The following is a 24627-nucleotide window of genomic DNA, read 5'->3' as shown; positions in this document are numbered from 1 at the left end:
TCATGAGTGAAGTGAAGGGGCATTGGCAGTATTTGATCGACACACGCCGGTTGCCGAAAGGCAAACCGGCGAAGTCTTATCTGAACGGTAAGCCCGTCGTTATTGTACCACGTGGCGCGAGCTTCGATGTCTTCGAAGACCGCTGTCCCCATCGCAATTATCCCCTCAGTGAAGGCCGCTTGACCTCGTCGGGTGAGCTGGTGTGCAGTTATCACGGTTGGAAATTCGACGCTCAGGGTGAGCTTTGCGACCGCCCCGGACTGATGGAGAAAAAGCCACCGCGTTTCTGTTTGAAGCGGTATCCGGTGGCCCTTGCCGACGGTGTTTTGTTCGTCGTTGATCCCGAACCCGGAAAAGAAACGCCGCCCCTGCCGCAGTGGCTGCGGGATCTTCAAGACCCGGCCTGGAACTCTTTCCGTTACGTCGAAAATGTGTCGTCGCGGAAAATCGCGCTGCTGGAAAACCTGCTGGATCCGTTTCATACGCATTTCGTGCATGTCCCTTTTCTGCGCGCCGATCACGATCGTCACCTGGTGGACGTCACGGCGAAGCTCGATGCCGGTAGCCGTGTTCTCGAGTTGACCTATACGGGGGAACCGAAGCCATCGGGCTTGATTAGCCGGGTGCTCGAGAAGGATCGTCAAAAGACCGTCGGTCGTTACGTCGACCCGGACGCGGCGGTGCTTGAGTACTGGAGTTCGCGGGGCCTCGATCTGCGGGTGACTTTGGCGGTCGCGGATAAGCCGGATGGGCGTTGCGAGGGCATCCTGGTCTTCCAATCGCCACGAACATGGTATTTCGGTTTGATGAAACCCCTCTTCCGCTTGTTCACGGGTTTTCTGGTCAAACAGGATTTCCGGACTCTCGAAGTTCAGGAGCAGTGCCAGCGCGATTTTCCGGATAAGGATGCCTGGGTCTCGACGGAAGATTACGTTTACAAAGCCATTCAGAAAATGCGCGCGGGCCAGAAGCTCGACGATTTTGAGCGCCAATACCAGTTGCGGATTTGAAATTCCAATCGCTTCAACGCATTCATGCCGCGGTTTTGAACTTCCACGAAGCGTGGACGGCACGCCCCGCTTTGGTTTACGGGGTGTTTCTTCTGATGATCGTTTGCGCGTTGCCGGCGTTTTGGCTCCGCACGGATGTCCAAGTCAGCGACCTGATTGACGGCGAGAGCGAGATCATTCGCGCCTACCACGAACACACCGAGATCTTTCCCCGTCAGAAAAATCTAGTCGGCGTTCTGAATGCGCAAGCACCCGATACGGAATCTTTGCGGCGCTGGCTCGTGACGAACGTACCCGCCGTTTTCGGCGACGACGCTTGCGTGACGCCGGTGTCGGTGCGACGTCCTTTCTACGAAGCCGAGACCTCGCGACTTCTTTATCCCACATGGCTACCGCCAGATCGTGCCTGGTCCTCGGCGGATCTGCGCGATTTTGCGCAGTCCCCATGGGGCGGGTTGTGGGGCCGAGATTTCGGAACACTCTTGATCAGCTGTCGAGTGAACGATGAGTTGACGGGGGCCGAGGTCGAAGCCCTGATGGCGGGGGTCGGGGCGCCCACGGGCTACGCGATCCGGTGGACCGGGGACGCGGTCTTCGACGCGTTCGCCGAGAAAGGACTCGCACGCACCAACCTGCTGAATTTCGCGGGCCTGATCGGTCTGGGGCTTTTGGTGTTCGCGCTCTTCGGGATGTGGCGGGCCGCGATTCTGAGCTGGATCGCGATGCTTCTTGGGATCGGTGCGACGTTGGGGCTGATGAGTCTGTTCGGGCAAACCCTCGACATTCTGACGTCGAATCTTTTTTTGCTGCTTTTGATCGCGACGGTTGAGGACCTCTTCCTTATCTTCTTTTTCAGCGCGCGAAAAAACCAAAGTCTTCAGGCTTCGGCGCGCGAGCTTTTGATCCCGTCGTTTTATACGTCCCTGACGACGGCGATCGGTTTCGGCAGTTTGGGCGTAACGACCGTTCCCGCCATTGACCGCTTCGCCCTTTGGACGGGCGTCGGTGTGATGCTCGAGTGGTTCTTGGTTTTCTTCGTCGTGGTCTACCTGATCCCTCGCTGGCGAAGCGGCGGTTTGCGCCCCACCGCCTTTTTCCGTGGAGTGATTCACTACGCGGACCGGATCGTGCTGCCGCGGCGACTGGGATGGGCGTTGATCGTCCCGCTCGCGTTCACGCCTTTTCTTTTCCGTGAGCTGAACTTCAATTCGAGTCCCTTCGAGATTTTCCCGAAGGACCACCCGGTCGTGACGGTGAAAAACGAAATCCGTGCGGCGCGGCGGTGGGAAAGTTTCGTGGAGCTGACCTGGAAGGGGACGCTCCCGGACGAGCGGCGCGACGCCATCTTGAGTCAAGTTGGTGAGCTTGGGGGCGTGACGTGGATCGAACACCCCGCGCTTTTGCTGGGGCTGGAACGTCGGGGCGAGGGCGGGCTTCAGGACCGTGAAATCCGTGAGCTCGCATTGGGAGATCTGGCCCGGACGGAGTTGGGACGGCGTTATCGTTCCAGTCGCGGTCCGGAGCGCGCGTTCGTTTACCTTCTTGATTCGGACATGGACGCGGTTCGCGAGTTGCGCGTGCAAGTCGAAACGCTTTGCCAAGGTGACTGCGTGCTGACGGGCGAACTCGTGGCCTTGGGCGATTATTCGCGGTTGATCATCCGCACGCTTTTGGAAAGCCTGGCTTTAAGTATCGTTTCGATCTTGGTGCTGATTTACTTTTTGATGTTCGCGACGGGGCAGGCGGCGCACTGGCAGCATATCACGATTTCCGTGTTGTGGGGACAGGGACTGCTGCTTTACGTCTTCGTGATCACGCAGACTTCGGTCTCCCTACTGAGCTGCATTCTGCTTTCGACCGTGGCGGGGTTGAGCGGCGACAATGCCATTCAGTATCTATTCAACGCGCGCGAGGGCGAGCTGAAGGACTCGGTCGACGAGATCGGTCCCAGCGCCGTCGTCATGGCGATCGTCGCGGTGGCGCTTTGCGTGCCTTGGCTTTTTTCGGATTTCGGGAACGTGCGTGAAGTCGGCGCGCTCTTGATTCTGTGTCTGATCCTGATGCTCTTCGGAGATTACGTCCTGCTGAAGGGACTCTTGCGACCCCGCACGAAATAAATTGGCGAACTCCATTCGATGACCGCGGTCATGTTGTTAGGACGAGGATCATCGCGCTCTAGTGGCGTCGGCCTTTCCTTTGACGATCCGTAGTGGTGCCCGTGCAATGCGGGCATGCGGTACTTGAGCGCGCGTTTGGTTTTTCAAGAGGTTCCGGACGAGATCAGCTTGGCTTTGCTGATCACCGGTTGCCCGATGCGGTGCCGCGGTTGCCATTCCTCGGATGCGTGGAATGGGGGACGGGGTCGCGAACTTTGCGCCGAGGACTTCGACTTTTGGCTGGCCCGGTCGCGGGGCGCGCTGACCTGCGTACTTTTTCTGGGCGGTGAGTGGGAGCCGGAAGCATTGGCCGCCTGGCTTGACGAAGCTCATCGTCGCGGATTGAAAACCTGTCTTTACACGGGGCTGGAACGGGCCGAGGTGCCGGAAGAGCTGGTGGCGCGCCTGGATTACTTGAAGGTGGGGCCTTACCGCGCCGATCGCGGCGGGCTGGACTCGCCACGCACGAATCAAAGATTTTACGACATTTCGACGGGACGCGATCTGACGTTCCGGTTTCATCAAGAGGAATTCCAAGGAGGAAAACATGATCCGGCTTAATGAAGAGCAGATTCAGGAAAAAGAACGTTTCGTCCGGGACTATCTGGTTTCGAAGAACGCGGCCGACGCGTCGAAGTTCGACGCGAACGCCAACGTCACGGTGAAGAACATCGCGACCTTAGAGGCCGAGATCAACAAGGATATCAACATCCAAATCAATCGTCGGATCGTTGGCGCGAAGATCCGCGAGCTTTATGGCGATGAACTCGCGCGTGAATACGTGCGCCAGATCGAGGCGCATGAAATCTACGTTCACGACGAGACGTCGTTGAAACCTTACTGCGTTTCGATTTCGATGTACCCCTTCCTGCTCGATGGGCTGCGCAAGCTCGGCGGTGAGTCGGGGCCGCCGCGGCATCTGTCGTCGTTCTGCGGTTCTTTCATCAATTTGGTCTTCGCGGTCAGCGCCCAGTTCGCCGGGGCCGTCGCGACCGTGGAGTTTCTGACGTATTTCGATCATTTCGCCCGTCGGGAGTGGGGCGAGCGGTATCTGCCGGATCACGCTGCGGAGGTGAACGCGTTTTTCCAACAGGTGGTGTACTCGATCAATCAACCGGCGGCCGCGCGCGGCTACCAGTCGGTTTTCTGGAATATTTCGGTTTACGATCGGCATTATTTTTCGAGCATGTTCGAGAACTTCGTTTTCCCGGATGGGGATCGCCCGGTCTGGGAGAGCGTCGATGGTTTGCAGCGCCATTTCCTGGAGTGGTTCAATAAAGAGCGCGCGCGGGCCGTATTGACCTTCCCGGTCGTGACGGTCGCGATGTTGACGAAAGATGGCCAGGCGGCGGACCGTGACTATGCGGGTCTCGTCGGTCGCGAGCTGTCCGTCGGTAACTCGTTCTTCATCTACCTTTCCGACAGCGCGGACAGTCTGGCCAGCTGCTGCCGTTTGCGCAACGCCATCACGGATCGCAGTTTCTCTTATACGCTGGGGGCCGGAGGGGTCGCCACCGGCAGCATCAACGTCATCACTTTAAACATGAATCGATTGGTGCAAGACAAACGGCGTTTGGAGGATGAGATCCCCAAGATCCACAAGTATCAGGTCGCCTACCGTAAGTTGATGGAGGAATTCTTGGCGGCGGGCATGTTGGGAGTTTACGACGCGGGCTTGATCTCGTTGTCGAAGCAGTACCTGACGATCGGCGTGAACGGCATCGTCGAGGCGGCGGAAGCCTCGGGAATCCAGGCCCGTGACAATCCGGAGTACAAAAAATTCGTCGGCGATTTGCTACGACGAATTTACGACTTGAACCGGGCCGCCTCGGCCGAGACGGGATATATGTTCAATACGGAATTCGTGCCCGCCGAAAATTTGGGCGTGAAAAACGCGATGTGGGATCGACGCGACGGTTATCTGGTGCCGCGTGATTGCTACAACTCTTACCTCTACGTGGTGGAGGACGACGACGTCGATTTCGTCGAAAAATTCACGCTCCACGGAGACGAAATCGGTCGATTCTTGGACGGCGGATCGGCGCTGCATTTGAATCTGGACGAGGCGCTCAGCGCCGACAATTACGTCCGGCTGATCGATCTTTCGGCGCGGACGGGATGCAGCTACTTCTGCGTGAACGTGCGCACCACGATCTGTAACGACTGCGGCGCCATCGATAAACGGACGCGCCATCATTGCGGCAAATGCGGATCGGCGGACGTGGATCACGCGACCCGGGTCATCGGTTATCTGAAACGCGTCAGCGCGTTCGGGGCGGGCCGACGCCGGGAGCATGCGCGACGCCACTACCATGAAGCCGCGCTGCGGGCTCACTCCGCGACGCGCGTCCAGCCGACCGAGGCGAGCGTCGTGATGGCCTGAATGACGCCCGGAAGATCGCGCGGGGGACACCAGTCCCCGTCGCGCGCGCCGATCTCACGCCAAGTTTGCGGATCGACCAGCGAGCGACACATCGGAAAGAAGCAGGTGTCTTCACGTTGGTGGTGATCGATGCGAAGCTCGATCAGCTCGGCGAACAGGGCCAGGCGTGTGGAAAATCCCTCGGCGTTGTCGGGGAGGTCCTGTGACGCGATCGCGCGAAGCAAAACGCGGGTCGCTTCGTGATCTTCGCCGGGAATCGCGAGCGGTGAGCCGGCCTGGATATCGGCGCTCGCATCGACGCTCCACAGAGGATCGGGGAAGGCGACGCCCTGGCGTGCGCAAACGCGCGCGGCGCGATTCAAGGGGCGTGCATTCATGAAGCGATCAAAGTGAAGTGTGCACGCGGGGCCGCCTTCGCGCAGACGGGGTAGCCCGCGCAGGCGTGGGTGGATCTCGCGTTCTTCGCGTTCGTCGTGATAACCGATCAGAAAATCGTCGCAAAGAATCCGCAGCGGCTCGAAGTCCTCGGCACGGCCGGAGGCCTTCGCGCGTCGCCACAAAGCCGTCGCGGCGGCTTCGAAGGCGCGATGTTCCTCGGTCAAAAGGGCGAGAAAATCCGAATCCGCGCTCATGACGGTGACTCGGCCAATTCGATCAGGTGGGCGATCCGGTCGGGATGCCGGATTTCGATATGGCGTTCGCAGGTCGAGATCCAATCGGATTTTTGCCAGGCGCTCATCACGCGTACGACGGACTCGGTTTGCGCGCCGACCGCTTCGGCGATCTCTCGACGGGTGAGGGGGAACTTCAACAGACCGTGGTCATCGACGCCCGACCTTTCGAGGTGCCGAAGCAGAAAGAGCCCGATCCGTGCCGGAAGCGGAAGGTGTTGGCTGGCGCGATCCGCGTGCAGATCCCGGGACCGTTTCAACAGTGCCAAATGCATGCGGCGGACCACCCGGGGTTCTCTCAGCCAAGCCTCTTCGTAAGTCCGTTTCGGAATCCAGAGGGCCGAGGACATGCCCAAGGACTCGACGTCGATGGGATAGCCGTGCGGTCCCGTTTCGGCCATGGTCAGCAGACCGATCGGTTCGCCGCTCGTGGCGAAGGCGATGAGCGTGCCGCCGCCGTCCGGGCGAGGCTTCAACATTTTATAGCATCCCGAAACCACGAGCGCGAAATGGTCGGCGTCGTCGCCCGCGCGAATCAAGGGGGCGCGGTGACGGTGGCGCAGAAGGCGTGAGCCCGCGAGCAGACGCTGGGTCGTCAGGGGTGGCAGATCATGCAGGACTTCGAGGCCTTGCAGGCTTCCGCTGGGCAGAAGAGTTTCGTTCATGGAGCCTCCCGCGTCCATGATCGGGTGCCGAATGCGAGGTGCGCATGATCTGGATCATAGGGGCGCCGCAAACCCGCCCTTAGGATCAAAGGTACTGGAGGGCTCATGTCAGAGACCGTCTTTGACGTTCGTTCGTTCGATCCCCGTTTCCGTCACGCGTTGATCTTCTCGATGTTCGAGGGGCTGAGCGAAGGCGAATTTTTTGTGCTTAAAAACGACCACGATCCCGTTCCGCTCAAGCGGCAATTCGAGGCACTCGGACTGCCGAACTGGGGTTGGCAGTATCTGGAAAGTGGCCCGACGACTTGGCGGGTGAAAATCGAAAAGACCGGGTCACGTGGACACTCCGCGGGAGGTTGCTGCGGGATCTGCGGGGGCGACGACTGAATTCAGGCGGGGAGCGTCCCTTGACTTGGGGTCATCCTCGCTTCTAAATTTGAAGGCGCAGATGGGACCGGAACAGCTCGAGATTCTTTATCGTGAAATCGCCGAACTGCCCCTACTTCAGGGGTTTGAGCGAAGCGTGGCGAACGAGATTCTGGCGAACGGCCACGTCGCACTTCACAAACATCGCGAGAATCTGTACCGCGCGGGCGACGAGGCGGACAGCTTCGCCATCGTGCTGAACGGCGCCTACAAGCTTTTGCGTCCGACTCCGCGCGGGGACGATTTGATCGTGTATTTCGCGACTCCCGGGGACGTCATCGGGGCCTTGGTGATGGGCCGCGCGGGAAGCGTTTATCCCGTGACGGCGCGGGCGATGGGTCCGTCGCGCGTCTACGTCTTGCCCCGTTCGACGTTCGCGCGAGCTTGGGCGGGAAATCTGATCCTGCAGCAAAGATTGAACTCCTTTTTGTATTCGCGAATGACCCTCATCCAAGACGAAAAAACGATGGCGCGGGCCCCGCTCGCGCAGCGTGTGGCCGCGTTGCTTTTGCAGCTTCTCGAGCGCGGTAGCGGGGACGATCAAGAGCAGATTTTGCCCTTACCGCTGACCCGGCAGGAAATTGCCGACACCTTGGGCGTGGCGGTGGAGTCGGTCATACGTATCATGAGCGACTGGTCCCATCGCGGGATGATCCAGACCAATGACCGGCAGATCGAGATCCTGCGTCCCGATCTGATCGCCACCTTGATCAAGGAATCTTAGCCGGAATGCGCGAACCGGCCCCAAATCATTAGAAGAGCATGACCGACATCATATTGGGTTCTCCTGGAAGTCCGTAGATTGAGACGTGACAAAGGAGAACATGATGAGGACTCGCAACTTGTTTTGGCTGTATTTGGGACTGGCAGTGTTATCCGGTCTGCCCTTGGCGCAAGGGCAAATTCGGGGAGAGGAAGCGGCGGTGCTGACGTCACCACCGGAAGTGCCTCCGCCCATCACGAGAAAACACAGCACCAAGCTGATCGTGAAGCTGGAAGTCCTCGAGAAGAAAATGAAGATCGCGGACGGTGTCGACTACACCTTCTGGACCTTCGGTGGCACCGTACCCGGAAGTTTCATCCGTATTCGCGAAGGGGACGAAGTCGAGTTCCATCTGATGAATCACCCGACGTCGAAGATGCCCCACAATATCGATTTACATGCCGTCACCGGTCCCGGTGGCGGGGCGGCGGCCTCGTTCACGGCGCCCGGACATTCCTCGGTCTTTTCGTTTCGGGCTTTGAACCCCGGACTTTACGTCTACCACTGCGCGACCGCGCCGGTGGGGATGCACGTCGCGAACGGAATGTACGGCTTGATCCTTGTCGAACCGAAGGCGGGGCTTCCCAAGGTGGATCGCGAGTTCTACGTGATGCAAGGGGACTTCTACACCAAAGGGAAAAACGGCCAGCAAGGCTATCAGCCTTTCAGCATGGAGAAGGCGATCGAAGAGAAAGCCGACTACGTGGTGTTCAACGGCGCGACGAATTCGCTTTTGGGTGACAAGGCCCTGCAGGCGAAAACCGGCGAGACGGTCCGGATGTTCGTGGGGAACGGTGGGCCGAATTTGGTTTCGTCCTTCCACGTGATCGGCGAGATTTTCGATCGCGTCTACATTGAAGGCGGAACCAAATTCCAAGAGAACGTGCAAACGACGCTCGTGCCCGCGGGGGGCGCGGCGATCGTAGAATTCAAAATGGATGTTCCCGGCTCTTACGTGCTCGTGGATCACTCGTTGTTCCGTGCCTTCAATAAAGGTGCGCTCGGCCTGCTGAAAGCCGAGGGGCCTGAGGACAAAGGCATCTATTCGGGTAAGACCTTGGATAGCGTCTATCTGCCCGAGGGCAGCGCGATCCAGAAAACGCCCGAGCCGGTTTTGGAGGTCGCGCAAAGCCTGGAAGAAAGAATCAAGATGGGCCGCATCGTGTACAACAACAGCTGCGCGGCCTGTCACCAACCGGACGGTCGGGGGATTCCCGCGGCGTTTCCGCCGCTCGCGAAATCCGATTGGTTGAACCAAGATATCAAACGCTCGATCGGCGTGGTGAAGAACGGTCTGACCGGCACCATCACGGTGAACGGGAACAAATACAACAGCGTCATGCCCGCGCTGGGCTTGAGCGACGCGGACATCGCGAACGTCTTGACCTTCGTGACCCACAGTTGGGGCAACAAGAAACGTGTCGTGACTCCGGCGGACGTCAAAGCGGTGAAGCGTGAAGCCCCCGCGTCGATGGAAGCGCATTGAGGACCCCATGGTACGCGTCGCGCTGGCACTTCTACTGATGAGCATCGCGCCGGGGGCCTTCGCCTCGGCGCAGGTTTCGGTTCCGGCCGGCCAGCTGCGGCCGTTCTGGATCGAATCCCGCTCCGAGAGTGGGGGACGCGTCGTCACGGAACGTATTCCGGTGAAAGCCTTTCGCGCGGACGTCCGCGCGGTCACGAATGCCGAGTTCGCCGCGTTTCTGCGCAAGCACCCACGTTGGCAGAAGGCCCGCGTGTCGCCGCTGTTCGCGGACGAAAGTTATTTGTCTCAGTTCAACGCTGAAGTTTTGAAAGCGGGTGCCCGGCCGGACGCGCCGGTGAGCTTTGTGCCGTGGTTCGCGGCGAAGGCCTTCTGCGAAAGCCGGGGGCAACGACTGCCCACAACGCATGAGTGGGAATACATGGCGGCCGCGAGCGAGGATCGACCGGACGCTTCGGGCGATCCACGTTTTTTGGCGCGTATCCTCGAGTGGTATTCACAGCCCCGTTCGGGTGAATGGCTGGGGGCCGCTCCGGGACGAAAGAATTTTTACGGCATCGCGGACCTGCACGGCTGGATCTGGGAATGGGTTGACGATTTCAATTCGAATTTCGTAACCGGGGAAAGCCGCGAAGACTCGTCTTTTGACCGAAATATGTTCTGCGGCGCGGGCGGGCTTTCCGGCGGTGACAAAGAAAACTACGCGGCCTTCATGCGGTTCGCGTTTCGCTCAAGCCTGAACGGTCGTTCGGCGATTTGGAATCTGGGGTTTCGTTGCGTTGAGGAGTTGAAACCATGAAAAAGTTGATTGTGCTGATGTCGTTAGGTGGAGGACTCGTTTTTTCATCGGGACCGCGTGCGCTGGGCGGCGCGGAGTTGCCCGCCGACTCGCTTTACCAACTCACTTCGGAGTGGTCGCGGCAGGATGATCGTCGTCAGCGACTGGGCGAACTTGAAGGGCGGCCCGTCTTGATCACAATGGCCTACACCGGTTGCGAGTACACTTGCCCGTTGGTCGTGGAAAAGTTGAAAAACATTGAAGCCGACCTGCGCAAGAAAGGCGGGACGGAGTACCGCGTGGTCATCGCGAGTTTCGATCCCGATGGCGATCGGCCCGCGAAGCTGACCGAGTTCATGAAGAAGCGCAAGATCACGGACGCGGCTTGGACGATGTTGGTCGCGGACAACGCGGCTTCGACCCGCGAACTCGCGATTCTTTTGGGAATCAACTACAAAGCCGAGGGCGGCGGACACTTTTCGCACTCGAATGTGATCGCACTTTTGGATTCGCGGGGGCGCCTCACGCAGAAAATCAACGGTTTGAACGCCGATCACGAGGCATTGGTCGCGACGGCCCTCAAGGAGGCGAAACCCCATGGGCGTGTCGGAGAGAAAAAATAACGAACGTCCCGAACCTTACCGGCTGCTCTTTCCCGTCGGGATAGGTTTGGGTTTGATCGGCGTTTTACCGTGGCTTTCGTTGCGATTGGGTCTGGGATTTTTCACGGACCCGATCGGTTTTCACGGGCGTCTGATGTTCTGGGGATTTTTAGCCGCGTTCGTCGCGGGTTTTTTGATGACGGCCGCGCCGAAGATGTCCGGTACCTGGGCGGCGCGCCCCTGGGAAGTGGCGGTGATCGGATGTCTTTTGCTGGCTCACCTCGTGGTCTTGGCCCTGTTCGGGATCGGGGTGGGGGCCGGGGTCGCGGTGCTGCTTCCCGCTTTCCTGCTTTTCTTTCTGGGGCGGCGCTTACGCCATCGGGGGCAGACTCCGCCCGCGATGTTCATTTTCGTTCCCGTCGGCTTGATTTCGGGCGCGCTCGGTCTGCTCATGCTCGCAGGGGCGGGGGCCTTATCACCCGAGATGGCGCGTTTCGCGCGTCACTTGGCCTATGACTCTTTCATTTTGAATTTGATCGTCGGTTTGGGCAGCCGGCTGGTGCCCGTGCTCAGCCGCGTGCAGGGGGCGCTCTCGCCGCACGAAGCGGGACGAACCCGTTGGATTCATCAGCTACCGGTGTTGCTCGCGCTGAACGTCAGCTTTCCGCTGGAGGATTTTGTTTCGCGGCCTGCGGGGCAGGCGCTGCGCGCGGCGGTGTTGGGCGTGGTTTTGATCCGTGGCTTTCGCGTCTTCGCCCCGCGCGCGCGTCCGGGGTTTTTGAGTTTGGGGCTTCGGGCCGCGGCGGTGATGCTGGTCGTCCCGCATTTTTTCCTGCCGTTCTTTCCGGCATGGGAGCTGCACCTCCTGCATATCGTGTACATCGGCGGATTTTCTTTGATGACTTTGATGATCGCCGTGCGGGTCGTATTGGCCCACGGCGGGGAAGCCCTGGAGTTCGAGCTGCACACCCGCGCGCTGGGCATGATCGCCGGCACCTTTTTGATCGCGGCCCTGGTCCGCGGACTTTGGCCCTTGTTGAGCCCCGGTCGCATATTCGATGTCGCCGCGGGCGTCTCGTTTTTGTGGATGTTCGCGCTCGGCGTCTGGTGGTTGAAGGTCGGACGGAAAATCCAAGACCGTCTGGGAGTTTTCCGTGAATGAAACGAAATGTCCTCCGGACGAAATCGCGATGAAGTCCTACTTCCTGGGACCGCGGGCCGAAAACGGGGAGTGGTTCCAGGAGCGGATCGACGGATTTCTGCGGTCGTGGTTCGACTGGCGTCGCGCGACCTTCCGCAAGGACGGCTCACCGATCCCGACTTCCGATTTGCGCGCGCCCGCGTTTCTGCAGCGGCAAAACGATCTGGCGGAGCGCGCGAATGAGCTGCGCGAGCGTTTCGAGGCCGAAATCCCGAAGTTCTCGCCTCGTTATGTCGGTCATATGTTTTCGGAGCTGTCGCTACCGGCGCTCATGGGTCACGTGATCGCGCTTTTGCACAATCCGAATAACATCTCGGCCGAGTCGTCGAAAGTGGGTTTGCAAATCGAGAAAGAGGCCGTGGCCATGTTGCTGCGGATGGCGGGGGCCGTGCCCGAACGCGGGGTCGGTCACTTCACGAGCGGCGGGACGGTCGCGAACTTCGAAGCGCTGGCGCGAGCGCGGCACCGCATACGTTTGTGGCAAGCTTTGGGTGCGTACGCGCGACGGGAGGGCGTCGAGCATCTAGCGCTTCGTGAAGCCTCGCAGATGGGCTGGGTGAAGTTCGACGAGCTCGGTCGGCGGCTGTCCCCGTCGGGATTCGCGCGCTGGTGGGCCGAGTTGCAAAACGAAGAACGTCCCGAAAATCGGTTGGAGGAAATCTACGGCGAGACCTGGCGGGCGCCCGCGATCATCCTGGGACCTTCCAGTCACTACTCGTGGCGCAAAGGCGCCGCGCTGTTGGGCTTTCCGGCGCCGGCCGTGATCGAATGCGAGTTGGGGCGCGAGGGACGTTTGGATGGTGCTTCGGTCCGGCGCGCGCTCGGACGCTGCGCGGACGAAGGGCGTCCCGTCGCGATGATCGTCGGGGTCGCGGGAACGACCGAACTCGGTAGCGTCGACGCGCTGGACGAAATCGCCGACGAGATCGAGAGCGAGCGCGCGGCGGGGCGTTTTCATTGGTGGCACGTGGACGCGGCCTTCGGCGGATTTTTCGCGAGCCTGCGCACATCCCGGCCGGGCGATCCGCTCGACGCGCGCACTTTAAGCGCGCTGGGCGCGCTCGCGCGGGCGAACTCGCTGACCATGGATCCGCACAAGTTGGGCTATGTTCCCTACGCTTCGGGCGCGTTCATGTGTTTGGACGCGCGCGACTATCCGCACTCGGCGGTCGACGCGCCCTACATCGCATTCGAGAATTCCGTCGACCCGGGCGTGTACAGCCTTGAGGGTTCACGCTCGGCCACCGGCGCGGCCGCAACGTGGTTGGCGGGAAGGACCATGGGTTTCGACGAAAAAGGACATGGGCGGGTGCTGAAAAGGGCGACGCAAGCGCGCCGACGGCTGGAAGGCATTCTGCGCGAGAGCGCGGGGGTCTACGTTCCCGGCGGTTTGGACTTGAATGTTCTTTGTTTTTCTATGGGGCGTGCGCGTCGGCTCAGCGTGATGAACCAGGATGTGCCGAGTTTCATCCGCTGGATCGAATCCCTCGGTGAAAGCGCTTTTCAGGTTTCGCGGACGACCATCGCGCGCAAATCTTCCACGGAAAGTCTTTTTCAGGATCTGATCGCGCGTGGCTTTGACGTCGACGCCGACGAGATCCGCCTCGTGCGGCTTTGTTTGATGAACCCATTTCTTTCCAGCGAAGAACTCCGGACCGATTTGATCGCGGAGTTCGCGGCGAGAGTGGACGAGTTCCTGCGCCCCGGGCGGGGCGCGGACGCGCTTACTTGACCGAGGCCAACGCCTTTTTGAGGCGGTCTTTGTTCATCACGAAGCTCGCGGCGAGCTTCGCTTCTTCCGCGATCGCGGCGTCTTTGTTGACGGGACGTCCGACCTGAATAACGCCGACCATGGCCATCACGAGATGGGGATCGCATTTGTAAATGTAAACGCCTTCCTTGTCGAACTTCACCGTGAGTGGCTTGTCGGCAACGCCCACCCAGGGTTTGGCCCCGGTCGGCACCAAAGAAGAGGCGGAGTTGTGTGAAAGGTCCGCGGGTTTAAAAACGACCGAGTCGCCGACCTCGAGTTTCACGTAGTCGGGCTCGAAGACCATCGGTCCGGCCTTCCCCGAGTTGAGCATTTTGATTTCGACGGTCTTCGCCATGGCGGGGAGCGCGAGGAAGAGCAGACAACAGACGGACAGTTTCACGGACACCTCCTAAGGGGCGGAAAATCTAGCGATGAGTGACTGAATCACTATCGTCCCGCGCGCGGAAGAGGCGTATGATCCCTGTCATAGGGGCGGTGGATTCAGAACATCTCGGCAAAGTCCGAAAAGACACCGTCCGCACCCGATTCGCGGATCATGCGTAGATAGGCCTCGTTCGTGAAGCCGAAGGGACGTTGGTCCGCACGGTGCGTGAACGGATGGACCACGAGACCCGCGGCCTTCGCGCGCGGGAAGAGCGTGGGATTCGTACGCAGCGTTCCCAGACTCGGACCGAAGCCCTGGGCGTATTCGGCGATGGCTTTCAGTCCCGCATCGGTTTTCATCGCGTCGTAGTCGGCCGAGGATTCTTTCCACGAGTTTTCCCCCAAGAGCTGCACGAGCGGGATCTTCGTTTGGAATTCGTTTCGCAAGCGCTTCAGCGCGCTCGGTTCGAAACACTGGATGTAAATCTCGGAAGGCTTTTCCTCGTAACCGTGCTTGCGGACCGCTTCGATCACCGCTTTCGTGATGTCTTTGCCCTCGCGCTGGTGAAACTCCGGTTTTTTGATTTCGGGGTAGATGCCCGTCTTCATTCCCCGGGTGCGGTTCAGGGACTTCACGAGCGTCACGAACTCGTCGAAGCTCGGCACCGAGAACCCTCGCGCGTCGTCGGGGAAACGATCCGGGAAAATACGCTTCCCGGTTTGAGGGTCGAAGCGTTCGACCGCGCGCAGGCGTTTGATCTCGTCCAGCGTGAAGTCGATGGCGTAATAACGGCCGTCGGCGCGCTTTCGCCCGGGGAAGACTTTCGCCACGTCCGTCGTCGTGTCGAGTTCAAGATCGTGCATCACGATCAGCCGGTCGTCTTTCGTCAGGACGAGGTCGGCTTCGATGTAGTCGACGCCGAACGTGTGCGCCATGGCCGCGCCCACCAACGTGTGTTCGGGCACATGGCCCGAGGCACCCCGATGCGCGATGCGGGTGAAGTGGGATTTCGGAGCCGTCGTGCAGCCCGCGAGCAGAAGAAGAACGAAAAAACCAATGATCGTTTTCATCGCTCCACCCTAGGGTGTTTCCTCATTTTGTCCAGGTGCAGAATCGAGTCCCTTCACGACACCTGCGAGGCGCGACGACGAAGGACTGGCCTTGCCAATTCAAGGAGGAGCAACGAAGTCAGGGGGCGTGAAGGGACTCGACCCCGAAGGGGCGTCTCCCGCCGTCCGAATCTCCGCGTTGCTCCTCCTCGACGTAGCAACGGCTAAGCCTTCGTCGTCACGCCTTGATCTTCGAACGGCGGGAGACGTTCTGCGCCTGGCCAAAATGAGGAAACACCCTAAATGAAGAAACCCGGGAGGTCCCGGGTTTCATTGTCCGCTTACTGATGGGTGTTGAAGATCGTTTGCAGGCTTTTCAGGAAGGTCTCGAGATTCGAGAGCTTCAGTGACGTGGGCCCGTCGCACAGGGCCGAGTCCGGATCGGGATGGGTTTCGAGGAAGATTCCGTCGACCCCGACGGCCATCGCGGCGCGGGCGAGTGGCCACACCATCTCGCGGCGACCGCCCGAGCTTTCCCCCGTGGCGCCCGGCAGTTGGGTCGAGTGCGTGCAGTCCATGATGACCGGGAAACCCAGGCGGCGCATTTCCACCAGGCCCGTCATATCGTTGATCAAACGGTTGTAACCGAAAGTGGTTCCGCGTTCGCAAAGCAGCAGCTTGTCGTTGCCGGCGTTCACGGCTTTCTTCGCGATCGCGCCCATGTCCCACGGCGCCAGGAACTGACCCTTTTTGATGTGCAGGACGCGGCCGGTTTTCGCGGCGGCGACCAGCAGATCCGTCTGGCGCGACAGGAAGGCGGGAATCTGGATGACGTCGGCGACTTCGGCGGTACCCGCGACCTGCTCGGTCTCGTGAACGTCGGTCAACAGTGCGCAGCCCAAAGTGCTTTTGATCTTTTGCAGGGACTTGAGCGCGGCATCGGCGCCCGGTCCGCGGAAGCTGCCCGCGCTTTGACGGTTCGCTTTATCGAAGGAGCATTTCAGAATCCAGGGAATGCCCAAAGCTTTGGTCACGCGCTGAAGTTCGCGACCGACTTCGAGGACCATGCCCTCGTCCTCGATGATGTCGGGACCGGCGAAGAGCACGAAGTTTTTGCGATCCCCCCAGGTGAAAGTGCCCGAGGGGTGAGTCATGGTGACGGTCTTCTTGAGAGGCTGAAATTCGCTTTGCATGGGCCTCTCTTAGAGGGACTTCTTCACCGCGTCAATGACGCGATCCTGAGTCGCCTCGTCCATATCCGGATAGATCGGAATCGAGATGACGTGCTCCGCCGCCCAGCGCGATTTATTCCAATCCTGAGGTGCGGAGGTCTTCAGCTGCGCCTTGTACCAGGGTTGATCGGGCATGATGTGCGGGTAGTGCACGCTCGTGGGGACGCCCAGCTCGGTCATCTTCTTTTGGAAGGCCGCGCGGTCCTTCACCGCCAGCGTGTACTGCGCCCAGACGCTCATGTTGTCGGCGGGAACCGTGGGGTACTGGAAGCCGTCCGCTTTCACCTGCGCAAAAGCCTGAGCGTAACGATTCGCCACGCGGTTACGTTGTTCGATCTCCCAACCGTAACGTTCCATCTTCGCGAGCAGGATCGCGCACTGAAGCGTGTCCAGACGCGCGTTCACGCCCAAGCGCGTGTGGTAGTAACGTTTTTCCGAGCCATGTTCACGAATCTCTTTCATCGCTTTGTAGAGGTTCTCGTCGTTCGTGAAGATCGCGCCGCCGTCGCCGTAGCAGCCGAGGGGTTTGGCCGGGAAGAACGAAGTTCCCGCCGCGGTCGTCAGCGAGCACGAGCGTTTCCCACCTTGAGTCGCGCCGAAGGATTGGGCCGCGTCTTCGATGACCGACAGATTGTGTTTTTTCGCGATGGCGTTGATCTTCGCGAAGTCGGGCATCAAGCCGTAAAGCGAGACGGGCATGATGGCCTTCGTCTTGGGAGTGATCGCCGCTTCGATCTTCGAAATGTCCATGTTGTATGTGACGGGATCGATGTCCACGTACACGGGCGTCGCGCCCGCGAGGTAGATCGCCTCCGCCGTCGCGATGAACGAGAAGGTCGTCGTGATGACCTCATCGCCTTGGCCGATACCGAGGGCCATCAAAGGAACGACGAGGGCGTCCGTTCCGGAAGCGCACGCGAGCGCGTATTTCGCGCCGGTGAATTCGCAAAGCTTCTTCTCCAGCTCCAAGATCTCGGGGCCGTTCACGTAGGCGCCGTGTTCGAGAACTTTTTGAATGCGCTCGTCGATTTGCGATTTCAAGGCTTGGTACTGGGTTTTCAGATCGATGAAAGGAACTTGCGACATCGTCTTCTCCTGACTGTGTGAGATCCCAGTGTGCTCCGAAATTTCGGCCGCGTCCACGCACGCGCCGTCATTCTCGAGTGACATCCTAAGACCGGCGGAGTGGGTGTTTTCAGTCACGTTGCCATGGAGGTCTCCGTGGTGAGTTGTCCGCAGTTCGCGGGTTGACCGCGCGCGGCAACCCCTCTGTCGAAGGTCTGGCCCGGGGAACCCGACCGGGCTAAGAGGGGGTATGACGATCTCTGAGGCAAATTTGATCGAAAGTTTAAAAAAACGCGTGCTGACCGAACCGGCGCTGGGCCTGAACTTCCGCGACGATTGTGCGCGTTTACCGGCGAGTCCCCCGGGCGCGGAACGTCTCGTGACCTCGGACTCCTTGATGGAGGACATCCATTTTCGCCGGGATGCGATCTCGGCGCGGGATCTGGGGTGGAAGTCCCTGGCGGTGAATCTCAGTGATCTGGCTTCGAAGGGCGCGACGCCGACGGGATTTTTTCTGAACTGGTCCCTTCCCAAAGATCTGAATCCCGATTGGGCCGCGGAATTCATCGCGGGTCTGGACGAGGCCGCGCGCTTCGGCGCCTGCCCGCTTCTAGGTGGGGACACGACGGGCTCGCCGGGCCGGATCGCGCTCTCGATCACGGCGGTGGGCGAACGCGCGGGCCGGGTTCCGTGGCGGTTCGAGGGGCGCGACGGCGATGTGCTGGTCGTGACGGGAGCGCTCGGGCTTTCGGCGATGGGTCTGTCCGTTCAAGAAGGTGAATGGGAGGGACTGCGGATTTCGGGGCAAGCGCGCGGCGAATCGTTGCGCCGTCATCATCGTCCCGAACCGAGACTCCGCGAAGGGGCGTGGCTCGCCTCGCGCGTGCACGCGATGATGGATTTATCCGACGGGATTTATCACGACGTTCCTCGTTTGGCCGCGGCCTCGGGACTTCACTTCAGCGTGCGGGCGGTGCCGCTGGCGGCGGAGCTGCGCACCTTGGAGGACATGATCGGCGTCAACGACGCGCGGGCTTTCGCGCTTTACGGTGGTGAGGATTACGAGCTGCTCGCGGCGGTCCCGGCGGACGAGATCGCGGCGATCTCGCAGGAATTCGTCGAACAGTTCGGCAGACCGTTACATATTCTCGGCGAGCTCACGGCGACCAAGAGTTCCGCGACTTCGTTCGAATCCCTGGGTTTGCGCAAGCCTTCGACGAGATTCGCGACTTTACGCTTCGCGCACTTCGCCGCCGCCACGAAAGAAGATTGAAGTCGTCGGCGACTTTGACGATTTGAAATTGTTCCCGGAACTTCACGACCTTTTCCCTCAACGAAGGTCCAGCTCCTCCCGATGAGTCCCATGAATCGGGAGGAATCGGGATGGAAAAAACCACCAAACGCAATCAGGGATTGAAAAAGCGGGCGGTCGCGATGATGGCGATCGCGATCTTCGGGCTGATGGGCTGCGCGAACGAATTCGAAGCGCAATTCGATGATGCGCGCGATATCGCGAGCGTGCCGGGCGACGACAACGGCAAGCAGGACGACGGCGGCGGGACGAAGACACCCGTACCCACGATGAAAACCGTGACGCTCAAAGAAGACATGAACATCCGCACGTTGAAGAACAACGTTCTGGAGTTCGTGATCGAACTGCCGGCGGGATCGGTCCTTCGCTATTATGACGAGACCTCTTCGCAAAACTACGACTACCGCACTTCGGGCGGCGGCGTGGAGCGTTCGAGCACGGGCTTTCTTTACCCCATCCACGTTCTGTCGGTCCCGGCGAGCGCCAAGGCGCGCATTCCCGACGCCAAGCTCAGCGAGATCAACTCCGCGAGCGGCGGGGTTTACGTCTCGGCCTCGATTTCGGGCGAGATCCTGCGTTCGGAAGAGACCTTCCCGATCATCGCGGGCGGAACCCCGGGCGCGGGTTTCACCAAATACTACGAAACGAGCGGTAAGCCGAAATTTAGCTACGTTTCGGGCGTGAAAAAGCGTTTCGGCGATCGCGTGAACAAGGGCATCGCGATGACTTCACTGAGCGCGGCGGATCAGGCGAAGTGGACGAAGATCTACAATGAGCTGAAGCGCGCGGGGGACCGGAAGGCGCCGTCCCCGCGGGAGCTGATGATCATCGATTCGGCGACCGCGAAGAACTTGTCCATCAAATTCGAGAAAGAGGGCTTCGTGAACAACATCGGCGCGTGGAGCGTGGCCGTCGAAGGCACGGCGACCCGTCACGGTTTCGCGAACGTTCCCTGCGCCGAGACGATGTCGGAAGTGATCCGTCAGGCTTACAAACGCGCGGGGTATTCGCACACCGAAGATTTCAACGCGACGAAGGGCAATAAACTCTATTGGACTTCGACGGCGGCGGTGGTCGAGCTTTCGCGCTCGTTGAACGCCGCCGGTTGGGTGCCTTGGGACTATACGATGTACCGCGCGCCCGCGGGCGCGATCATGATGCACACGACGGGGATCTCGCCCGGACACACCTATATGTCGGGTGGGGATGACGGGCGGATCATCGTCGACAACGGTTCGCCGAAAGGGCGCGACCTCCGCGTGACCAGCCAAAGCATCATCGCGATGATGTACCAGACGGGGGTGTTCTTCTTGCCTCCGGGGATTCAGCCGACACCTTGGTGATCCGCATCGCGAGCAATTTGATCAGTTGCGATTCACACGCCCGGAGGCCCCGGGCGTTTCTTTTTTCCAGCTTGGTCAAAAGGCCGCGGCGGTCCCCGTCGAAAACGCGTGGATCGACGTAGTACTTGCGGCAAACCGAAACCGTATTTCCCAGATGCGCGGCCACTTGTTTGATGACGTCGACTTCCCGGCGGCGCCGCGCGGTTTGGGTGTCTCGCGGGGGCGGGGGCAAGTCCCGCAGAATTTCTAGCGCGCGGAGCGTGCCGGCCCAGGTGCGAAAATCCTTCGCCGAAATGTCCATGCCCGAGATCTCTTTGAGGTAGTCGTTCACGTCTTTCGAATCGATGTCGACCGCGCGACCGTTTTCATCGCGGTATCCGAAAAGCTCCGCGCCCGGCAGCTCGCGACAGTTGCGGATGATCCGGCACAGGCGGGCGTCGTTCAGGCTGACGTCGCGTTGCACGCCGCTTTTCCCTTTGAAGTAAAAACGGGCGCGTGGACCTTTGATCTCGACGTGGCGATTGCGAACGGTCGTCAAACCGTAGCTGCCGTTTTCGCGCGTGTAGACGTCGTTACCGACGCGCAGTCCGGTTTGCTCCATCGTTTTGACCACGGCGGCGAGGACCTGCGCACGCGAAAGACTACGCTTGCGCAGATCGCGCTCGACGCGGGCGCGGATGCGCGGCAGGACGCGTCCGAATTCGACCAGGCGTTTGAATTTGTCTTCGTTGCGGGTGCGCGTCCACTCTTCGTGATAGCGGTACTGTTTGCGTCCCCGTGCATCGATCCCGGTCACTTGGAGGTGACCGTTCGCGTGGGGGCAAATCCAGACCTCGCGCCACGCGGGCGGAATCACCAGCTTGCGGAAACGCTCCTTCAGGCGGGCGCTCGTCACCGTTTTGCCGCGAGGATCGAGGTAAACGAATCCCCCGCCGCGAGGCTGGCGGCGGTAACCGGCCTCGTTCGGGTTGGCGTAACGTAGTCCTTTGGATTTCGCGAAGTGAGCCGTCGTCATGATCTCCCCTGGGCTTCGCCCGAGAGGAGGCCCATTGCAAACCGGGGGACTCCCAAATTTCCCGCGAATCAGGGGCAATTCCCCGTGCTCGCGGTGGCCTTGATCCTGCTCCGTGAACGGAGGGGAAAATCCACCATGCGAAAGGACCATCACATGACACCCGCACTCCAAAAAGAACTCGCTTTCATTTCCGGAACGCTCGCGTTACTCGCCGCGCGCCGCAGATCCGCTTTGTGGACCGGAGTTTTCACCGCGGGGGCGTCCGCGCTGTATCTGGCGTCGTTGCGTCGGCGCTTCGACTACCTGGGAAGTCGCGTGTATATCACGGGAGGATCGCGGGGACTGGGGCTTTCGCTCGCATGGAACGCGCTGCAAAGGGGCGCGCAGGTCACGCTCGTCGCGCGGGACGAGGAAGAACTCAGTCGCGCCCAGGATATTTTGCTCGGCGACTTTCCTGAGGCGCAGATCTTCATCGACCGCTGTGACGTCACGGATCCCGAACAGCTCCGTCAGTCGATCAGCGCCGCGATCGGCAATATGGGGGGCATCGATCTGCTGATCAACAACGCGGGCTCGATTCTGGTCGGCCCCTTTCGTTCGATGACCCGCGAGGATTTTGAAGCGCAGCTGAAGCTGCACGTGCTGGCGGTGGTCGAGGCCACGCAGCTGGTCCTCCCGCACTTTCGCGCGCGGGGGCAGGGACGGATTCTGAACGTCTGCTCTTTGGGCGGGAAGGTCGCGGTTCCGCACATGCTGCCGTACGACACCTCGAAGTTCGCGCTCGCCGGATTTTCGCAAGGCGTGGCCGCCGAGCTCGCGATGGACAATATTTTCGTGACGACCGCTTACCCCACGGTCATGCGGACGGGCTCGCCCATTCAGGCGGTCTTCAAGGGCGATCACGAGCGGGAGTTCGAATGGTTCGCGGCGCTGGACAATATGCCGCTGCTTTCGAAGTCGGCGGACGCCGCGGCGAAGAAGATGCTCGATGCCGTGGTCGAAGGCCGCACGGAGCTCTTGCTCTCTTTGCCGGCGAAGGCGCGGAATCTTCTGGCGACCGTGGTGCCCGAGACCGTGCAGGCCCTGATGGCGTTCGCGGCGACGTTGCTTCCGCGCGGCGAATCGCAGGAGCGCAAGACCGGGGGCGCGAGCGCGAAGAAGTTCGACGAGAACCCGGCATTGAAGCCTTTGCGCGAGCGCGGCCATCGCGCCGAAGACACTTACAATCAGGTGGATTCGCAAAACCCCGAGTTCAACCTGGGGTTACATTAGAGTTGGGGGGACGCCTAGTCGGTGCGGAGCGCTTTGACGACGTCTTGGCGTTCCACGCGCAGGGCCGGGTACAGACCACTGCCGACGCCGACCCCGACGATGGAGACGAGGCTGATCGTCATCGCGAGCGGATCCCACAGAAATTCGAAGGGGACCTGTTTGAAAATCTTCGACGCGAGATAAAGCATGCCGTGCTCGAAGACGAGCGCGAAAACGATCCCGAGGAGGCCCGCGATCCCGCAGAGCGTAAGGCTTTCGCTCAGAACCAAGCGACGCAGATGTTTGGGCTCGGCCCCGACCGCGCGGCGGATGCCCAGTTCACGAATACGTTCGGAAATCGAAACCAAAATCATGTTGGTCACGCCCGTCGCGCCGACGAGTAGCGTGATGAAGGCGATCGATGTCAGCAGGATGTTGAAGATGTTCAAAAACCGCTGCATCTGGCCGATGATCTTCGAGTTCGTGTCCGAGCGGAAGCTGCCGGCGTTTCCGTATTTTTGCTCGAAGTGTTTTTCGATGCGTCCGGTGACGGCGTCGGGAAGGGTGCCGTCCTCGACCTCGAAGAGGACTTGGTTCATGTCCCCTTCGTTGGAGTAAAGATTTTCGCCGCGCACGGCTTGCAGAAACGTGAAGGGCGCGATGATCTCGAAACCCGGCTTACCCCGCCGTCCGCCGCCGCCGACGGTGGACTTCTGGCTGAGCGAGCCGACGACCCGGCAGGGGAAGTTGAAGTTTTGCGTTTTCACGAAAATCATCGGTCCGTCCAGCACGGGGATTCGCATCTCGTCCACCAGCGAGGCGCCCAGCCAGCACACGGGCAGACGATCCTCGACGTCGATCGCGGTGAGCGGCCGACCCTGCGCGAGCTCGAAGTCGTTCAATCGCAAACCGTCCGCCCCGACGCCCATCAGGTTCGTATCCTCGGACATCGTTTTGCCGCCGTAAGAGACGTCGGCGCTCCAGAAACGGATGAGCGGCGAGTACGCGACGATCTCGGGGAAAAGCCGCATGAGGGGCTGGATGTCGCGTTCGATGCTGAACGCGCGGAAGTCCGCGGTCTTCGGCGCCGTGGCCGACAGCTGCCAGTTGCGGTAACCCCAGAGCTGGAAGTTACGCACCCCGAGCGTCGAATAGCTTTGCAGGATTTTGTCTTTCGCGAAGCCGCCGATGGTGATCATCGAAACGACGGCGGCGACGCCGACCGCGATCCCGAACAAAGTCAGGAACGACCGCGAGGGATTGCGGCGTAGCAGCTCGAGCGACTTCTGCCAGCTGTAGTTGCGGAAAAGATCTTTCACGAGGTCCGTCGCCCACGCCAAACGCGAAACGGGCGCGGGCGCTTGCGGGGGCGGGAGCGTTGGGGCCGGCGCGGCGTTTTCGCGGACGCGCGCATTCGCCTGATCCGAAACGATCTTCCCATCTTCCACGCGGATCACGCGTTTGGACTGCGCGGCGACTTTTTCGTCGTGCGTGATCAGGATGACGGTTTTGCCTTCGTCGTGAATCTGCTCGAACAGCTTCAAGATCTCCGCCGAGGTTTTCGAGTCGAGCGAGCCCGTCGGCTCGTCGGCCAGCAGGATCTCGGGATCCATGAAAAGCGCGCGCCCGATGGCGACCCGCTGCGCTTGGCCTCCGGAAAGCTGATTGGGTTTACGGTCCTCAAGACCGGCGAGACCCAGCTTCACGACCAGTTCGCGGGCGCGTCTTTCGGCGTTGGGGATCGAGTTGTACTCGGCGGGCAACATGATGTTCTGCAGAACGGTCCAGCCCGGAATCAAATGGAACTGCTGGAAGACGAAGCCGATCTTGCGCGCCCGAATCGCGCAGCGTTCCGGTTCGGTGAGGTGCCAGAGCTCGCGGTTTTCCAAACGGACCTCGCCGCCTGAAGGCCGCAACAGACCGCCGAGGATGTAAAGCAGCGTGGACTTTCCAGAGCCGGAGGGGCCGCAGATCGCGAGCTGTTCGCCGCGCTGAACTTGAAAGTCGATCCCGCGCAGGATTTTCACCGGTCCGGCTTCGGAATCGTAGTTCAAGGAAAGGCCGCGCACGTCGATCAGCATGGG

Annotated in this window: 22 protein-coding genes; 14 read left to right on the top strand and 8 right to left on the bottom strand. The window is 60.5% G+C overall.

The annotated features are described in order from the left end of the window. The first annotated feature begins 2 nt into the window (after positions 1-2). The 4 genes from KF767_05805 (at position 3) to nrdD (ending at position 5549) form a co-directional block, all read left to right on the top strand. Positions 3-1010, top strand: a complete 1008-nt coding sequence (locus KF767_05805) for a Rieske 2Fe-2S domain-containing protein (GenBank protein ID MBX3017384.1) — start codon at positions 3-5, stop codon at positions 1008-1010. Continuing rightward, positions 1007-3127 (top strand): hypothetical protein, encoded by a 2121-nt coding sequence (locus KF767_05800; protein MBX3017383.1) that lies wholly within the window; start codon positions 1007-1009, stop codon positions 3125-3127. The genes KF767_05805 and KF767_05800 overlap by 4 nt, the downstream gene beginning before the upstream one ends. A gap of 114 nt (positions 3128-3241) precedes the next feature. Beyond that, complete coding sequence (gene nrdG, locus KF767_05795) at positions 3242-3727, top strand: anaerobic ribonucleoside-triphosphate reductase activating protein (GenBank protein MBX3017382.1); 486 nt, start codon at positions 3242-3244, stop codon at positions 3725-3727. Further along, positions 3714-5549: an anaerobic ribonucleoside-triphosphate reductase gene (gene nrdD, locus KF767_05790; GenBank protein ID MBX3017381.1), complete on the top strand. Its 1836-nt coding sequence runs from the start codon at positions 3714-3716 to the stop codon at positions 5547-5549. The genes nrdG and nrdD overlap by 14 nt, the downstream gene beginning before the upstream one ends. Here nrdD and KF767_05785 read toward each other — a convergent pair. Both KF767_05785 and KF767_05780 read right to left on the bottom strand, forming a co-directional pair. Then, a complete protein-coding gene (locus tag KF767_05785; protein ID MBX3017380.1) occupies positions 5498-6181 on the bottom strand; it encodes a hypothetical protein in 684 nt (227 codons plus the stop codon). The two genes, nrdD and KF767_05785, sit on opposite strands and share 52 nt — an antisense overlap. After that, complete coding sequence (locus tag KF767_05780; GenBank protein ID MBX3017379.1) at positions 6178-6885, bottom strand: Crp/Fnr family transcriptional regulator; 708 nt, start codon at positions 6883-6885, stop codon at positions 6178-6180. The genes KF767_05785 and KF767_05780 overlap by 4 nt, the downstream gene beginning before the upstream one ends. Before the next feature lie 105 nt (positions 6886-6990). Here KF767_05780 and KF767_05775 point away from each other — a divergent pair, with 105 nt between their 5' ends. The 7 genes from KF767_05775 to KF767_05745 all read left to right on the top strand — a co-directional run bounded on the left by KF767_05775 (position 6991) and on the right by KF767_05745 (position 13870). Next, positions 6991-7272 carry a DUF2249 domain-containing protein gene (locus KF767_05775; GenBank protein MBX3017378.1) on the top strand — a complete coding sequence of 94 codons (282 nt, stop codon included), beginning with the start codon at positions 6991-6993 and terminating at the stop codon, positions 7270-7272. Between the two features lie 61 nt (positions 7273-7333). Then, positions 7334-8035 carry a Crp/Fnr family transcriptional regulator gene (locus KF767_05770; GenBank protein MBX3017377.1) on the top strand — a complete coding sequence of 234 codons (702 nt, stop codon included), beginning with the start codon at positions 7334-7336 and terminating at the stop codon, positions 8033-8035. Between the two features lie 100 nt (positions 8036-8135). Further along, a complete protein-coding gene (nirK, locus tag KF767_05765; GenBank protein MBX3017376.1) occupies positions 8136-9560 on the top strand; it encodes a nitrite reductase, copper-containing in 1425 nt (474 codons plus the stop codon). 7 nt (positions 9561-9567) lie between these two features. Further along, positions 9568-10356 (top strand): formylglycine-generating enzyme family protein, encoded by a 789-nt coding sequence (locus KF767_05760; GenBank protein ID MBX3017375.1) that lies wholly within the window; start codon positions 9568-9570, stop codon positions 10354-10356. Beyond that, complete coding sequence (locus tag KF767_05755) at positions 10353-10958, top strand: SCO family protein (GenBank protein MBX3017374.1); 606 nt, start codon at positions 10353-10355, stop codon at positions 10956-10958. Before KF767_05760 ends, KF767_05755 begins: the two co-directional genes overlap by 4 nt. Continuing rightward, the gene (locus KF767_05750) at positions 10939-12099 is read left to right on the top strand and encodes an NnrS family protein (protein ID MBX3017373.1); all 1161 of its coding nucleotides are present in this window, start codon (positions 10939-10941) and stop codon (positions 12097-12099) included. The genes KF767_05755 and KF767_05750 overlap by 20 nt, the downstream gene beginning before the upstream one ends. Further along, on the top strand, positions 12092-13870 hold the full coding sequence (locus KF767_05745; protein ID MBX3017372.1) for a hypothetical protein: 1779 nt from the start codon (positions 12092-12094) through the stop codon (positions 13868-13870). Before KF767_05750 ends, KF767_05745 begins: the two co-directional genes overlap by 8 nt. On the opposite strand, the gene KF767_05740 is transcribed toward KF767_05745, so the two are convergent. The 4 genes from KF767_05740 to KF767_05725 all read right to left on the bottom strand — a co-directional run bounded on the left by KF767_05740 (position 13863) and on the right by KF767_05725 (position 17643). Continuing rightward, positions 13863-14222, bottom strand: coding sequence for a pseudoazurin (locus tag KF767_05740; GenBank protein MBX3017371.1), 360 nt, complete (start codon positions 14220-14222; stop codon positions 13863-13865). The two genes, KF767_05745 and KF767_05740, sit on opposite strands and share 8 nt — an antisense overlap. A 170-nt stretch (positions 14223-14392) precedes the next feature. Further along, a complete protein-coding gene (glpQ, locus tag KF767_05735) occupies positions 14393-15346 on the bottom strand; it encodes a glycerophosphodiester phosphodiesterase (GenBank protein MBX3017370.1) in 954 nt (317 codons plus the stop codon). A 320-nt stretch (positions 15347-15666) separates the two neighbouring features. Next, a complete protein-coding gene (gene kdsA, locus KF767_05730; GenBank protein ID MBX3017369.1) occupies positions 15667-16518 on the bottom strand; it encodes a 3-deoxy-8-phosphooctulonate synthase in 852 nt (283 codons plus the stop codon). Positions 16519-16527: 9 nt separating this feature from the next. Continuing rightward, positions 16528-17643, bottom strand: coding sequence for a DegT/DnrJ/EryC1/StrS family aminotransferase (locus tag KF767_05725; GenBank protein ID MBX3017368.1), 1116 nt, complete (start codon positions 17641-17643; stop codon positions 16528-16530). 229 nt (positions 17644-17872) lie between these two features. Here KF767_05725 and thiL point away from each other — a divergent pair, with 229 nt between their 5' ends. Next, positions 17873-18895: a thiamine-phosphate kinase gene (gene thiL, locus KF767_05720; GenBank protein MBX3017367.1), complete on the top strand. Its 1023-nt coding sequence runs from the start codon at positions 17873-17875 to the stop codon at positions 18893-18895. Positions 18896-19005: 110 nt separating this feature from the next. Continuing rightward, positions 19006-20277 carry a hypothetical protein gene (locus KF767_05715; protein ID MBX3017366.1) on the top strand — a complete coding sequence of 424 codons (1272 nt, stop codon included), beginning with the start codon at positions 19006-19008 and terminating at the stop codon, positions 20275-20277. On the opposite strand, the gene KF767_05710 is transcribed toward KF767_05715, so the two are convergent. Further along, positions 20210-21292 (bottom strand): DNA topoisomerase IB, encoded by a 1083-nt coding sequence (locus KF767_05710; GenBank protein MBX3017365.1) that lies wholly within the window; start codon positions 21290-21292, stop codon positions 20210-20212. The genes KF767_05715 and KF767_05710 overlap by 68 nt on opposite strands. A 153-nt stretch (positions 21293-21445) precedes the next feature. Here KF767_05710 and KF767_05705 point away from each other — a divergent pair, with 153 nt between their 5' ends. Then, positions 21446-22564, top strand: coding sequence for an SDR family NAD(P)-dependent oxidoreductase (locus tag KF767_05705; GenBank protein ID MBX3017364.1), 1119 nt, complete (start codon positions 21446-21448; stop codon positions 22562-22564). A 14-nt stretch (positions 22565-22578) separates the two neighbouring features. Here KF767_05705 and KF767_05700 read toward each other — a convergent pair whose 3' ends face one another. Further along, positions 22579-24624 (bottom strand): ATP-binding cassette domain-containing protein, encoded by a 2046-nt coding sequence (locus KF767_05700; GenBank protein MBX3017363.1) that lies wholly within the window; start codon positions 24622-24624, stop codon positions 22579-22581. Positions 24625-24627: the final 3 nt, after the last annotated feature.

This window comes from Pseudobdellovibrionaceae bacterium (assembly GCA_019637875.1).
GTDB lineage: Bacteria > Bdellovibrionota > Bdellovibrionia > Bdellovibrionales > Bdellovibrionaceae > JAHBUW01.
Note: the sequence above shows the minus strand (reverse complement) of the source record. Positions and strands in the feature narration are given on the sequence as shown.